Annotated in this window: 11 protein-coding genes; 3 read left to right on the top strand and 8 right to left on the bottom strand. The window is 56.8% G+C overall.

Annotated features, from left to right (window positions below; all coding sequences use genetic code 11):
• Positions 1-21 precede the first annotated feature (21 nt).
• Entirely contained in the window at positions 22-2,709 is a 2,688-nt protein-coding gene (locus tag AB4N76_RS16370) for a putative bifunctional diguanylate cyclase/phosphodiesterase (protein ID WP_046028315.1), read from the top strand.
• A 69-nt stretch (positions 2,710-2,778) separates the two neighbouring features.
• A complete protein-coding gene (msrA, locus tag AB4N76_RS16365) occupies positions 2,779-3,429 on the top strand; it encodes a peptide-methionine (S)-S-oxide reductase MsrA (RefSeq protein ID WP_046028313.1) in 651 nt (216 codons plus the stop codon).
• Positions 3,430-3,557: 128 nt separating this feature from the next.
• Here msrA and AB4N76_RS16360 read toward each other — a convergent pair whose 3' ends face one another.
• From AB4N76_RS16360 to AB4N76_RS16330, 7 genes are all read right to left on the bottom strand, one after another.
• Positions 3,558-4,397: a 23S rRNA (adenine(2030)-N(6))-methyltransferase RlmJ gene (locus tag AB4N76_RS16360; protein ID WP_077432342.1), complete on the bottom strand. Its 840-nt coding sequence runs from the start codon at positions 4,395-4,397 to the stop codon at positions 3,558-3,560.
• A 262-nt stretch (positions 4,398-4,659) separates the two neighbouring features.
• Positions 4,660-4,983: a hypothetical protein gene (locus tag AB4N76_RS16355; protein WP_077432341.1), complete on the bottom strand. Its 324-nt coding sequence runs from the start codon at positions 4,981-4,983 to the stop codon at positions 4,660-4,662.
• Between the two features lie 352 nt (positions 4,984-5,335).
• Positions 5,336-6,067 (bottom strand): DUF4123 domain-containing protein, encoded by a 732-nt coding sequence (locus AB4N76_RS16350; RefSeq protein ID WP_460163254.1) that lies wholly within the window; start codon positions 6,065-6,067, stop codon positions 5,336-5,338.
• Positions 6,057-6,710 carry a hypothetical protein gene (locus tag AB4N76_RS16345; protein WP_460163253.1) on the bottom strand — a complete coding sequence of 218 codons (654 nt, stop codon included), beginning with the start codon at positions 6,708-6,710 and terminating at the stop codon, positions 6,057-6,059. The genes AB4N76_RS16350 and AB4N76_RS16345 overlap by 11 nt, the downstream gene beginning before the upstream one ends.
• A gap of 323 nt (positions 6,711-7,033) precedes the next feature.
• Positions 7,034-7,420 (bottom strand): hypothetical protein, encoded by a 387-nt coding sequence (locus AB4N76_RS16340; RefSeq protein WP_046028308.1) that lies wholly within the window; start codon positions 7,418-7,420, stop codon positions 7,034-7,036.
• Positions 7,420-8,361: a hypothetical protein gene (locus AB4N76_RS16335; protein WP_460163252.1), complete on the bottom strand. Its 942-nt coding sequence runs from the start codon at positions 8,359-8,361 to the stop codon at positions 7,420-7,422. The genes AB4N76_RS16340 and AB4N76_RS16335 overlap by 1 nt, the downstream gene beginning before the upstream one ends.
• 28 nt (positions 8,362-8,389) lie before the next feature.
• Positions 8,390-10,465, bottom strand: a complete 2,076-nt coding sequence (locus AB4N76_RS16330; protein WP_460163251.1) for a type VI secretion system Vgr family protein — start codon at positions 10,463-10,465, stop codon at positions 8,390-8,392.
• 450 nt (positions 10,466-10,915) lie between these two features.
• On the opposite strand from AB4N76_RS16330, the gene AB4N76_RS16325 reads away from it, so the two are divergent.
• Positions 10,916-11,878: an IS110 family transposase gene (locus tag AB4N76_RS16325; protein ID WP_046031124.1), complete on the top strand. Its 963-nt coding sequence runs from the start codon at positions 10,916-10,918 to the stop codon at positions 11,876-11,878.
• Between the two features lie 120 nt (positions 11,879-11,998).
• Here AB4N76_RS16325 and putP read toward each other — a convergent pair whose 3' ends face one another.
• Positions 11,999-13,483, bottom strand: coding sequence for a sodium/proline symporter PutP (putP, locus tag AB4N76_RS16320; RefSeq protein WP_046031125.1), 1,485 nt, complete (start codon positions 13,481-13,483; stop codon positions 11,999-12,001).
• Between the last annotated feature and the right edge of the window lie 142 nt (positions 13,484-13,625).

Raw genomic sequence — 13,625 nt, 5'->3', positions numbered from 1 at the left:
ATTCGAAGCGAGTTTCCCTCAATGAAAAGCCAACCCGATGCCGCCAGCCGAATGGTGGCCGAGGTAGTGACGCAGTTGCCTGTGCCCTCGCGGCTCGGCATGCTGCGTTTCGAACGGCTGAATGAACCTAGCTGGGCGCTGCTGTTTCTCGATCCTAATTGCGAACGTCATTTCGGCCTGCCGGCCGTTGACCTGTGTGCGCTGGTTGACTCCCCCTACGCCAGCCTGATGGAGCCCGAAGCGCGCTATCAGCTGCATGACGCGGTCCAGCAACAACTCACCGACAGTCCGAATTACCAGATCCGCTACACCCTGCACACCGCCTCTGGCGCCTTGAACCTGCTGGAGCTGGGCGAAGCCTATAAACAGCACAATCGGCACTTGTTGCGCGGCTATCTGCTGGTGATCGACGACCTGTTCGAAAGCAATCAGTTGTTACCCGACCTGGAATCCCAAAACTCGCGCCTGCAAATCGCCCTGGAACTCAATCAGCTCGCCCAGCAGGTACAACTGCAGCATCTGGAGAGGGTGCGCGCCCAGCAGGACCTGATCCTGTTGCTGACTCGCCAGCGCTACAGCAGCAACAATTCACTGCAAGAAGCCGCCGAACTGATCACCCGCAGCGCCTGCGACATCTACGAAATTGACTGTGCCAGCCTGTGGAACCTTGAAGGTTCGCTGCTGGTGCCGATTTCGGCGTATCACCGCAAAAACGGGGAATACCAGCTGCCGGAACCGATCGACGTCAGCGGCTTCCCCGATTACCTCGAAGCCTTGCACAGCAGCCGCGCCATTGACGCCCATAACGCCATGCGTGACCCGCGCACCCGGGAAATGGCCGAGAGACTGCGCCCGCGCGATGTGAACGCGATGCTCGACGCCAGTATCCGCGTCGACGGCCAAGTGGTCGGCGTGCTGTGCCTGGAACAGATCGGTGCGACCCGCGCGTGGGAGTCGGACGAAATCGCTTTTGCCGGCGAGCTGGCGGATCAGTTCGCCCAAGTCATCAACAACCACAACCGCCGCACCGCCACCAGCGCCCTGCACCTGTTCCAGCGTGCGGTCGAGCAAAGCGCCAACGCCTTTTTGCTGGTCAATTGCGACGGCGTGGTGGAATACGTCAACCCCAGCTTCACCGCGATCACCCAGTACACCACCGAAGAAGTCCACGGCCAGCGGCTGTCGGAACTGCCGGCACTGGAGAACCTCAGTGAATTGCTGTTCGACGCACCCTCGGCACTGGCCAAGAGCAACAGCTGGCAAGGCGAATTCAAGAGCCGACGAAAGAACCTCGAACCGTACTGGGGGCAGTTATCAATCTCCAAGGTGTACGGCGATAACCGCGAGTTGACGCATTACATCGGCATTTACGAAGACATCACCCAGACCAAACTCGCCCAGCAGCGCATCGAGCGCCTGGCCTACACCGACAACCTGACCAACCTCGGCAACCGCCCCGCCTTCATCCGCAACCTCGATGAACGCTTCGCTCGCGACACCGATACGCCCATCTGCCTGTTGCTGGTGGACATCGACAACTTCAAGCGGATCAACGACAGCCTCGGTCACCAGACCGGCGACAAACTGTTGATCAGCCTGGCCCGACGCCTGCGCAACAGCCTGAGCCCGAGCGGCAGCCTGGCGCGCTTCGCCAGTAACGAGTTCGCCGTGTTGCTGGACAACACCGACATGCGTACCGGCCTGCAGGTCGCCAACCAGTTGCTGATGACCCTCGACAAGCCCATGTTCGTCGACAACCAGTTGATCAGCGTCACCGGCTCCGTGGGCCTGGCCTGCGCGCCGCTGCATGGTCGTGACCCGCAAACCCTGATGCGCAACGCCGGCCTGGCGCTGCACAAAGCCAAGGCCAACGGCAAGCATCAGGTCCAGGTGTTCACCGAAGCGCTGAATGCCGAGGCCAGCTACAAGCTGTTCGTCGAGAACAACTTGCGCCGCGCCCTCACCCAGAACGAGCTGGACGTGTTCTATCAGCCCAAGCTGTGCTTGCGCAGTGGCCGCCTGCTGGGGATGGAAGCGTTGTTGCGCTGGAACCACCCCGACAAAGGCATGATCCGCCCGGACCAGTTCATCAGCGTCGCCGAAGAAACCGGGCTGATCATCCCGATCGGCAAATGGATCGCCCGCCAGGCCTGCCGCATGAGCAAGGCGCTGAGCGCCGCCGGCCTGGGCAATCTTCAAGTGGCGATCAACCTGTCACCCAAACAGTTCTCCGACCCGGACCTGGTGTCGTCCATCGCGACCATCCTCAAGGAAGAAGCGCTGCCAGCCCACCTGCTGGAGTTGGAACTCACCGAAGGCCTGCTGCTGGAAGCCACCGAAGACACGCACTTGCAGCTCGATCAACTCAAGCGCCTGGGCCTGACCCTGGCCATGGATGACTTCGGCACCGGTTACTCGTCGCTCAGCTACCTGAAAAAATTCCCGATCGACATCATCAAGATCGATCGCAGCTTCATCCACGAAATCCCGGACAACCAGGACGACATGGAAATCACCTCCGCGGTGATCGCCATGGCCCACAACCTGAAACTCAAGGTCGTCGCCGAAGGCATAGAGACGGCCGAACAACTGGCGTTCCTGCGCCGCCACCGCTGCGACGTCGGCCAGGGCTACCTGTTCGACCGCCCGATCCCCGGCGCCGAGCTGATCGAAAAGCTCAAGCGCTACCCGCGTGGCCCGTTCGCCTGACATCGGCGTAACACTCGGGCAAACTGCGTGTCTGACCAATTACACTCAACCTGACTGAGGGGACTGATCATGGTCTTGCGCTCGGAAATTCTGGTGAACAAAAACGTGCTTCCAACAAAAGAACAAGCTCTGCCTGGCCGCGAAACCGCGATGAACCTGCCTGAAAAGCATTTTGTTTTTACCGAAACACCACTGCTGGGCCCGTTCTTCGAGGACGTCGACTTCGCGATCTTCGGCCTCGGCTGCTTCTGGGGCGCGGAACGTCGCTTCTGGCAGCGCGAAGGCGTGGTCAGCACCGTGGTGGGTTACGCCGGCGGCTACACGCCGAACCCAACGTATGAAGAAGTCTGCTCAGGCCTGACTGGCCACAGCGAAGTGGTGCTGGTGGTGTACGACAAGGCGAAAGTCAGCTACGAAGCGCTGTTGAAAATGTTCTGGGAACTGCACAACCCGACCCAAGGCATGCGTCAGGGCAACGACATCGGCACTCAGTACCGCTCGGTGATCTATGCCACCACCCAGGAGCAATTGGACGCGGCACTCAACAGCAAGGCAGTGTTCCAGACCGAACTGACCAAGGCCGGCAAAGGCGAGATCACCACCGAAATCGACCAGGCCCCGACGGTCTACTTCGCCGAGGCGTATCACCAGCAGTACCTGGCCAAGAACCCTGAAGGATATTGCGGGATTGGCGGCACGGGAGTGACCTGCCCGATCTGATTTCAGATTGATCGTTCCCACGCTCTGCGTGGGAACGCCTCAATGGACGCTCCGCGTCCGCTGTTGGGACGCGGAGCGTCCCGGGCTGCATTCCCACGCAGAGCGTGGGAACGATCATCACCAACTGATCAACTCTCAGCGATCAACCAATCCATCTGCCACCCACCCTGGGTCTGCCCCAACTTCTTGGACAACCACGGCAGCAGCTCACGCAATTCCTCTTCCAGCCCCCACGGCGGATTGGCAATCGCCAACCCGGACCCGTTCAGACTGTTCGGCGTATCCAGCGGATGCACCAGCAACTCCACACGCAACAACTTCGGCGCGCCCGAGCCCGCCAGATCCTGATAGAAGCGGCGCAACAGGCGCTGGTCCTTCACCGGGTACCAGATCGCCGCCACGGTTTGACGCATCCGGCCAACCGCCTCTTTCAGCGACGCCGCACAGCGCTGCATCTCATCAAGCTGTTCAAACGGCGGATCAATCAACATCACCGCCCGCTTCTCCTGCACCGGCAACATCGCGCGCGGCACATGCCAGCCTTCGCCCAGATGCACCTTCACCCGACGGTCACCAGCCATGTTGTCCTTGAGCAGCAAACCGTCTTCCGGATGCTTCTCGTTGAGCATTACCCGATCCTGCGGCCGCGTCAGACGCCGCGCCAGCTCAGGGGAACCCGGGTAATAGCGCAACTGGCCATCCGGGTTCATGTCATGCAGCACCTTCATATAATCGGCGGTCAATGCTGGCAGATCCGGCTGATCCCACAGACGCGCAATACCTTCCAGATACTCACCGGTACGGTTGGCCTGATCGCCCTGAAGGTCATACAGGCCAATGCCGGCGTGAGTGTCGAGATAGGCAAACGGCTGCTCCTTGCGCGACATCAGGGCGATGAGGCGGGTCAAAGTCAGGTGTTTGAACACATCGGCGTGATTGCCGGCATGGAAGGCGTGACGATAATTCATGATTGCTCCTGCGAAGGCCGGGAAGTTTACCTTGTACCGAGGCGAACGTCAGGGCTTCGCAGCCGAGCGGGCGATTGCGGAGACTGCTGCGACAGCCCCTGCAACGCTCTTTGTAGCAGCTGGCGAAGCCTGCGTCCGGCTGCGCAGCAGTCGTAAATCCAGCTTGCAAGGAGAGCCTGAAACACCGCGAAACCTGATTTTACGACTGCTGCGCAGCCGGACGCAGGCTTCGCCAGCTGCTACAAAGCGTGTTCTGCCAGCGCTATTCCGAAGCCCGAGCCCGCAATCGCCGCCCGATAACATCCAGCACATCGCACCCATCGCGCAACGGGATGGCGCACAGCAAAGCGAAATCACTGAGGATGAACGACTCACACTCGACAGACCCACGCATGGACATGTTTTCCAGCACTTGGGTGACGGCGCGGATTCGGTAGCTGGCGGCTTCGGTTAAAACATCGAGCGGGGCGTGGGTATCGACGAACAGCGTGGGCATTTCGGTGCAGTTGCTGGTGAGTGCCATGAAGCGGCTTTTGGGGTGGGAAATGGGTTTTTCGTAGGGTGGATCGGGTGTCAGCGTTTTCATTTGCAATTTCCATGAGTAAGAAATACAAGCTGCCAAACGCCCCCTCCTACAGGTTTGGGTGGCAGCCATGCGCAGGAGTAGGAGTACCGAGCACTCATGAACCTCGGTCACGCCGAAGCGTGTCCCGCGCACAGCCGCCGCGAACGATTTTATGGGCACACATTAAGTGCCGCAATCAAACGACAGAGCTGTTGCATCATGAGTGAGGGCTCCTACACCCTGCCACCACTTGCGCGGTGACAGCCAAAGACTATCGATGGAGAACATTTCAAACCAGTTCATGAAAGCCGCCACAACTTGAAGGAAACGTCCGACGACCTTGCCCAGAAATTTCGACTGGCCCTACACCCGATCATTCCAGCTCCGCCATCAAGTGCTCCAACAACTCGGCTTTCGGTCCAGCAGGCAGGTCAGGCGTTGCAAGAAACATCTCGACCTTGCGTCGCAACACCCCCTCTGAAAACGCCTCGAACAGGCCCGGATGCTCCTCACTCAGCCACCGCACCAGATTGTTGATCAGGGTCGAAGCATCTTCAGCACCGAGGTGTTGCAGCAGGGATTCAGAAACCTCCCACCATGGAAAAACCTTCGATGTTTGCAACGCACTGCCACCGATATCAACCGACTGCCCATTGATCAAACACCTGCGGATCACCGGCAGCAGTTCCGAGGCACTCACATCAGCCGACTGCAAAATCGGCAGCAAATAACGCCCATCCCAAAAACGGAAAAACACCGATTTCCCATCCGGCAGCTTCACTTGCGTCAGACTGCGCAAATGCTCGACCACCACCTCCAAACTTGCCGAAGACACCGCCAACCACCCCCAATCGCAGGACTCGGTCTCGGCCACCCAATCGAGAAACTGACTGTCCGCGGCGACGATTCCGACATAAGGCATCACCGCTTCCCACTCGGAGTAAATCGTGTCAGCCCAAATCGGCCTCGGCGCTTGAGCATTCAATGAGCGCTGCCAAGCCTTGAACGGCTCAGCCGCGCTGGCGTTGCTGAAAATGGCGAAGATTTGTTCAGTATTGTTAAGCGGATGGGTTTGTAACCAGTTTCCAATGAAATCAACACTCATAAAAATCGCCCCTAATTTCAGCCCACCAACAACCCAAATTATTCAGAGTCATTAACAACCAATCGACCCAACTCAAATATTCATAAATCAGCTCAACAGCGATAAAGTAGAAAAACACAGAACAGAGACTGCAGGAACTAACCTTTATCAACAGTCGCAATCCAACAGGAAAGTTATCGTAATCATCTGCATTCAATTGCCCACGCCTAATTGCTAAAGAGGGAAACGTTAAAACAAACCCGGCAACCCCTAACGCTTCATATCTGGAATGAAAACACTGCCCTTTTATCGGGCTGCGCAACTTCACCGCTTCAGATCGGCTCAGATCGTCGAGTATTTTGTCCATCTTTAAACACGCCAAGTAAAACATCACCGCAATCGATGTAAAGAACAGAAAAGCTACAACAGGCTTTATCCAATTGAGCACTTCTTCAAACGCGTCCGGCCCTGCTGAATAAATCGTATATAAAATTACGAAACCCATTTTTTGCACCAATGAGACAAAATGACTCAATCCAGCCCATGTATTTCCCACCAAAAAAAGCACAAACATCGCCAGCCCTCCTCCAAGGCCCACCACATAAAGAAATTTCATAAGATTCAAAAGCCAGAGGGGAAAATTCAAATAATCGTTTTCATCCAAGTCCCCACATTTGATTGACTTAGACGGAAACATAAAAAAAAGCCCCCACACTAATCAGCATGAAATAAACACCAAAAACACCGCTCTTCATTACAGACTTACGCAGCAAAACTCCACGAGAATTACTCAAAGACCCAATTATTGTTTTCATTTGAAAGCACGCCAAATAAACTTGACCCACAATAAAAACAAACCCAAGACCAAAAACAACCCACCTGTGACCAAGACAAATAGAACCTCATCGTCATCTGTCATATGTATTTATCATCTTGATAGCGCGTAAAGAGAGAGAGAAAGGTTGAGGCATTATTTTTGCCCCCCCCCTACTTGAGCCACCCCATGTACTTTCCCAACGCAAAAAGCACAAGCATCATCACGCCGAGGAATAGCGATACCAGATGCATCGCTCGCAACTGAAATTTTATTTTTGACGGGAAATTGTCGTAATCGTACTGACTCAAATCCCCACCTTTTATCGACCTCTTATGAAAACAGAGCATCATGGCTATATTTCCAACTACAAATATTTTGCTAAACACTCCCCCATTTAAAAAAGGCTTTCGCAGTTCAGCGCCATACGAATTCGGCAACGCGGCAAAAATATTCTCAAGCTCAAAAAACACAAGATAGAGCTGAACAAAAAGCACTCCGATTCCCGATGCAATATTGAAAATCGCGAACATGAAATAGATGTCTTCTGCATCCAGCATCACTCGCGCCACTCGTAAATTTTTTCGCCAATTCCTTCACCAATTTCCTCGCCGATAAGGCCACCACCGACTGCGCCGACTCCCGCCATAACAATGGCACAGGCAATTGCACCATATCCGGTCCAAGTGATTGCCACACAAGCAGAGCTAGCCACCTTCGAACCAATCGTGCTTCCAGCCACAGCCCCCACCAGCTTCCCGCTTTCAGTGACTTTGACTTTCTTGCACTCTTGCTCACGCCCAGTCCGACAAACCTCTCTCACTTTTACTCCCGAAGCCGAAGCCCCCAACCCAACCCCAACCCAACCACCCAACTTCATCACTTTCCCAGCTTTACTCACCCCATCAATATGCGTCGCGTACCCCGGAATCCCTCCAGCTGTACCCGCCTTGCTCCAATGGTGCACCAGGCTGCGACTTGATATCCCCAGCGCATTTTTCAGTTTTGGATGATCCGGAATACCCACGCCTTTACGCACCAATGATCCAAGGCTGTTATCCAGCCGCCCCATCAACTTTTTACGCTCGTTAAAGAAATCCGCGCCCTGCAGTTTTCCGTGTTTATCGAAGGTGCGCTTGTGCAGGGTTTCAAGCTCTACAAGGGTCTTTTTCAAGTTGCCCAAGTGCTTACCGAACATCGCTGAACCAACGCCAACACCTGTCGAGCCATGCGAAAGAAAGGATTGAATCTCCCCATGGTGACGCGCCATAAACTCCGCTTCCGCATCACTCAACGGCTCAAGCGCTGCATCAACTTTTTGCGCTGCCTCCATCAGCAACGCTTCTTCACGCGTGCATTGCGTATTGCGCGGATCGCTCAAGACGATCAATTGACCAGGCCTGGCGTATTGAGTGAGCTGCGGATTCAGGCTTCGAAATTTTTCCAGTACTGCCGGGGCCGGCTGTGGAAACAGGATTGATTCGAGCGCAGACCGAGACATCCCCTGCTCGACGATATGAAAGCCCGGCTCAATGCTGGAAGGCGCCGGCCGGGCTGAGGACTTTGGGGAGTGGGTTTGCGTGCTCGGCGTCGGACATACCCCCCTCCTTGCAGCGCTCGCACTCCTCGCAAAACAGCGCATCGCTTTTCAGGCTCATGATCTGTGCCGCGCTCAACACTGCTGCCGGTGCGGCGGCGAGTTTCAGCGGTGCATCCAGCGACGCCGTTGCAGCCGCCATCGCCGGCATCAATGCCCCGCCCACCTGAATCGGCACGCTGCTGAAAATCCCCCCAGGGCCAATGTTGATCCACTGCCCACCTGCCTGAATCGTCGCGCTGGCACCACCGTCGATCACCACTTGCTGGCCGGCGCTGACGTGAAATTGCTGGCTCGCGCTAAGCGCCTGGCTGGTCACGCGGATGTGTCGGTCGCCCGCCACCACCAAATGATCATCGAGCTTCACTTCAGCCTGGCGCTGACCGTGGGTGATGCGCTGCTCGTCGGCCTTCATCTCATGGCGAGCCGTGCCGGTGACGACGATGCTGCGCTGGTTATCGACCTGCACCTGCTGATCATTCAATACGTGCTGAGTCCAGTTTCGCTGGGCGCGCAGGTAGATTTCCTCGGCGCCTTTGCGATCCTCGATGCGCAATTCGTTGTAGCCGCCGCCACCCGGACTGCTCTGGCTGCGGAAAATACTTCGGGTCTTGTCGGCGGGCAGGTCCAGCGGCACCGGGGTCGCTGCGTTGGGCAGGCAACCCATCACCAGTGGATTGTCAGCATCGGCGTCAATGAACCCGACCAGCACTTCCATGCCGACGCGCGGGATCAGCACGCTGCCATAACGGTCATGCGCCCAGCCTGTCGCAACGCGCAGCCAACAACTGGAATGCTCGTTAAGTTGACCGTCGCGGTCCCAGGCGAGCTGAACCTTGACCCGCCCGAACTCGTCGCAATGGATTTCGCTGTCGGCCGGGCCGGTGACCACGGCGGGTTGATAGCCAAGCATGCGAGGCTTTTGCGGCCCCAGCGGCGGGCGAAACGAAACGTCCCACGGCGTCGCTAGAAACGTATTGCGATAGCCCTGAAAATCATCCGGGTCATCGCTGGTGGCCGACTCTTCCAGCACTTGCGGCTGGCGGCCGCGATGTTCGATTTCAGTGATCAGCCAGAGGTCGTTCCATGCCTGACGTGGATGCTCGGCGAGGTGCAGGAAATGTCCGCAAACCAGCGCCGAATCGTCGCCTTTACCTTCAGCCTGACGGAAGTCCGCGTTGTGGCGTTCGAGTGCGCGTTGGGTCAGTTGCTTGCCATGTTCGCGATCAATGAATTGGCCGGGAAAGTGGTAGTCCTCCAGCACCGGGCGCTGTTCGCTGTCGAGACGGCTTTCGAGTTGCAGGCGCGGTTTCCGAAAGTCGTAATCGCGACGGGCAACCGCTGTGGTGCGGGTTTCCAGACGCACGTTGAAGCGCTTGATGGCCGGCGCATCCGCCGCCATGCCGCTGCCCGGCAGGTAGAGCGTCGGCTCGGGCAGCCGAGGAAAAACGGTCTGATCATCACCGAACACCAACAGATGCCCGTCGGCGCTGTGCTGGAAGTGGTAGTGAATACCGATCTCCGCACAAAGCCGCTGAATGAACGCCAGATCACTTTCGGCGTACTGCACGCAGTACTCGCGAGGGGCGTATTCACTGCCCAGTTGGAACTCGAAAGCATCGCGCTGGATGCCATGGTCCTTGAGCACCTGCGCGATGATCGCCGGCACGCTTTGGTGCTGGAAGATCCGCTGATTGATGCGCTGTCCGAGGTAAGCCAGTCGTGGAACCAGGCTGATTTGGTAGCCCGTCAGACGTTTCCCGGAGTCGCTTTGGCCGACCCGAAAAATCTGACCGTGGATACCGCTACCTTGCGCATCGAAACTCAGAAACGCCTGACGGTGCAGCAGGCTTTCAAGCTCGATGTCCGGTCGGTCACTGACCAGTTCCAGGTCAAAACGGTAGGGCTGGCTGATGGCTTCCTTGCCCGTGAACTCAAGGACCTTGAGCTCATTCTGGACGCCGTCGAGGGTCAACGTGAAACGCGGTTGATTGGCAGGCGCGAACATCCGATGTGTCTCTGCAGAATGAAGGCGGGCGATTCTGCATGAGCGACAAGGGGTGTTGAGGGCGGGACAAGGAAATCAGATTTCCCCTGCTTTTTTTAGAGATTTGTCCTTCAAGAATCAGTGCGTTTGGCTACAGACATCTCCCTCAAAACCACCACCAATCCCTGTGGGAGCGAGCTTGCTCGCGATTGCGGTTATTCATTCAACATTGATGTCAACAGACCCGACGCAATCGCGAGCAAGCTCGCTTGTATGTTTAGACTTGAAGGGGTGGGCGGGACTAAAAGCTCGATTCCGACTCTAGCCAGTACGGACCGTGGGAGACTTCTCGTCCCGCCCCTTCTACCCGAAGCGCCGATAAGGAATTCATCGGTAAAACCGACGATAGAGGCAAGCCAGCGCAAGGGTAAACCCCGACAAGCCCTTAAACCCTAGCTCCGAGGATTCGTCATGACAATCCTTACCTCGCCAACGGTAATCGGTATCGATGTAGCCAAGGCCGAAATCGTCGCTTACCGCGAAGACATGCAAACCACTCAACACATCAACAACGACCGAGAGACTCTTGGGCGTTGGCTCAAAGCTCTGCCTGCGCAAAGCTCAATTGCTTTGGAAGCCACCAGCATTTACCACTTGGACACGGTCGAACTGGCCCATGAAATGGGACACCGGGTTTACGTTGTGGATGCTTATCGTCTGAGCCACTACCGCGAAAGCATTGGCCAACGGGCGAAAACCGACCCTTGTGATGCGCGCCTGCTCGCGCGTTACCTGTCTAGCGAGCAGGATCGACTGCGCCTCTGGAGTCCACCTCCGCAGGCCTACAAGGTGTTGAAAAGTCTGCTTCATAGACGCGCAGAGCTTATCAATGTGCGTGTGGGCATGACGCTGAGTTGGTCAGGTGAACCGCTTCTGAAGGATGAATTGGCCCGGCAATTGAAGTCCTTCAAACAAGCGGAGCAAGCCATCCAGAAATTACTGCACAAAGTCAGCAAAAAGGCAGGCATCACCGAAAACATCAAGCGCTGCAAAGCCATTGAGGGGATCGGTGAGCTTACGGCTATGGGCTTGGCGACCGCATTCATGCGCGGTCACTTCGCCAACGGCGATGCATTCATTGCTTTTTTGGGGATGGACTTGCGAGCAAAGGATTCAGGCAAGAAGAACAGCCCTCGCCACCTGTCCAAAAAAGGCGATACGGAGCTGCGGCGCCTGGCTCACAACGCGGCGATGGCGGCTTGTCGGTCTGCCACCTGGAAACCGTACTATGAGTCCTATCTCGTCAGAGGCTTGGCAAAAACCCAAGCCCTGGTGATCCTCGCCCGCAAGCTATGCCGGGTGGCATTCGCTCTCATGAAAAACCAGAGCGAATACCAGCCAAATTTAAGGCTGCAAGGTTCCCCTGCAACATAGAATCTCCCACATTAGAACTTCGATAGCACGAGATCTGCGCCATAAAAAAACGGCCCGCCTCCAAAAGGAAGCGGGCCGTTTTCATGTTCTGCAAAAGGTCAGAGCATCAGCTCATCGCAATCATTTGTTCAGGCGGAAATCTGCCTCGGCAGCAGCGAAACGCTGCAGCATGCCGTGAGTCGGCGTGCCCAGTTTGCTGACGATGTAGATCGCCAGGCTGGCGAAGATGAAACCAGGGATGATTTCGTACAGACCCAGCAGTTCGAAGTGTTTCCAGACGATCACGGTGATCGCGCCGACCAGGATGCCGGCCAGTGCGCCGTTGCGAGTCATGTCTTTCCAGATCACGGAGATCAGGACAACCGGACCGAATGCGGCACCGAAACCAGCCCAGGCGTAGCTGACCAGACCCAGTACGCGGTTTTCCGGGTTAGCGGCCAACGCGATGGCGATCAGTGCAACCACCAGCACCATGGCGCGGCCGACCCAGACCAGTTCGAGCTGGGAAGCGGATTTGCGCAGGAAGGTTTTGTAGAAGTCTTCGGTCAGGGCGCTCGAGCACACCAGCAATTGGCAGCTCAGGGTGCTCATGACGGCAGCCAGAATGGCCGACAGCAGCACGCCGGCGATCCATGGGTTGAACAGGATTTTCGCCAGTTCGATAAACACACGCTCGTGGTTTTCAGAAACCGGCATGGCCACGGCAGGGTGCGCCGAGAAGTAGGCAATACCGAAGAAGCCCACAGCCACGGTGCCGCCCAGGCACAGGATCATCCAGGTCATGGAGATGCGACGGGCGTTAGCGATCGACTTGACCGAATCCGCCGCCATGAAACGCGCCAGGATGTGCGGTTGACCGAAGTAGCCCAGGCCCCAGCCCATCAACGAAATAATGCCGATGAAGGTGGTGTTCTTCAGCATGTCGAAGTTGCTTGGGTCCTGCGCTTCGATGGCCAGGAACGTGGTGTCGACGCCACCGGTGGCCAGCAGCACGATGATCGGCGTCAGCAGCAGGGCGAAGATCATCAGCGTGGCTTGTACGGTGTCAGTCCAGCTTACTGCCAGGAAACCGCCAACGAAGGTGTAGGCAATCGTCGCCGCAGCACCGGCCCACAGCGCTGTCTCGTAGGACATGCCGAAGGTGCTTTCGAACAGACGGGCGCCGGCCACGATGCCGGATGCGCAATAGATGGTGAAGAACACCAGAATCACGATCGCGGAGATGATCCGCAGCAGACCGCTTTTATCTTCGAAACGGCTGGCAAAGTAATCCGGCAGGGTCAGGGCATCACCGTTGTGCTCGGTCTGCACACGCAGACGGCCGGCGACGAACAGCCAGTTCAGGTACGCACCGATGATCAGGCCGATGGCGATCCAGCTTTCGGACAGACCAGACATGTAGATGGCGCCCGGCAGGCCCATCAACAACCAGCCGCTCATGTCGGAGGCGCCGGCGGACAATGCAGTCACGACGCTGCCCAGGCTGCGACCGCCCAGAATGTAGTCAGAAAGGTTGTTGGTGGAGCGATAGGCCATCAAGCCGATCAGCACCATTGCTGCGATGTAGATCACGAACGTGATCAGGGTTGGATTGCTTACGCTCATTGAGTTACGCCCTGGCTTTGTTTTTATGTAGCGGCGGTGGGTGAACCGCACGCAAACGACGACGTTTGACAGACGATCCAGGGTCCCGCGCATTTATGACTGATGTTTCCCCAGGAAAGCCATCAGCCGGTGCACCCGTATT

The sequence above is a fragment of the Pseudomonas sp. S2_F03 genome (assembly GCF_054668335.1).
The sequence above is the reverse complement of the archived record's forward strand: the minus strand, read 5'-3'. Positions and strand labels throughout refer to the sequence as shown.

Bases quoted from the DNA above. Each gene is read 5' to 3' on its own strand.
- putP (WP_046031125.1), bottom strand. From the start codon at position 13,483: ATGAGCGTAAGCAATCCAACCCTGATCACGTTCGTGATCTACATCGCA.
- AB4N76_RS16360 (WP_077432342.1), bottom strand. From the start codon at position 4,397: ATGAATTATCGTCACGCCTTCCATGCCGGCAATCACGCCGATGTGTTC.
- AB4N76_RS16355 (WP_077432341.1), bottom strand. From the start codon at position 4,983: ATGAAAACGCTGACACCCGATCCACCCTACGAAAAACCCATTTCCCAC.
- AB4N76_RS16335 (WP_460163252.1), bottom strand. From the start codon at position 8,361: ATGTCTCGGTCTGCGCTCGAATCAATCCTGTTTCCACAGCCGGCCCCG.
- AB4N76_RS16340 (WP_046028308.1), bottom strand. From the start codon at position 7,420: ATGCTGGATGCAGAAGACATCTATTTCATGTTCGCGATTTTCAATATT.
- AB4N76_RS16370 (WP_046028315.1), top strand. From the start codon at position 22: ATGAAAAGCCAACCCGATGCCGCCAGCCGAATGGTGGCCGAGGTAGTG.
- AB4N76_RS16330 (WP_460163251.1), bottom strand. From the start codon at position 10,465: ATGTTCGCGCCTGCCAATCAACCGCGTTTCACGTTGACCCTCGACGGC.
- msrA (WP_046028313.1), top strand. From the start codon at position 2,779: ATGGTCTTGCGCTCGGAAATTCTGGTGAACAAAAACGTGCTTCCAACA.
- AB4N76_RS16350 (WP_460163254.1), bottom strand. From the start codon at position 6,067: ATGAGTGTTGATTTCATTGGAAACTGGTTACAAACCCATCCGCTTAAC.
- AB4N76_RS16325 (WP_046031124.1), top strand. From the start codon at position 10,916: ATGACAATCCTTACCTCGCCAACGGTAATCGGTATCGATGTAGCCAAG.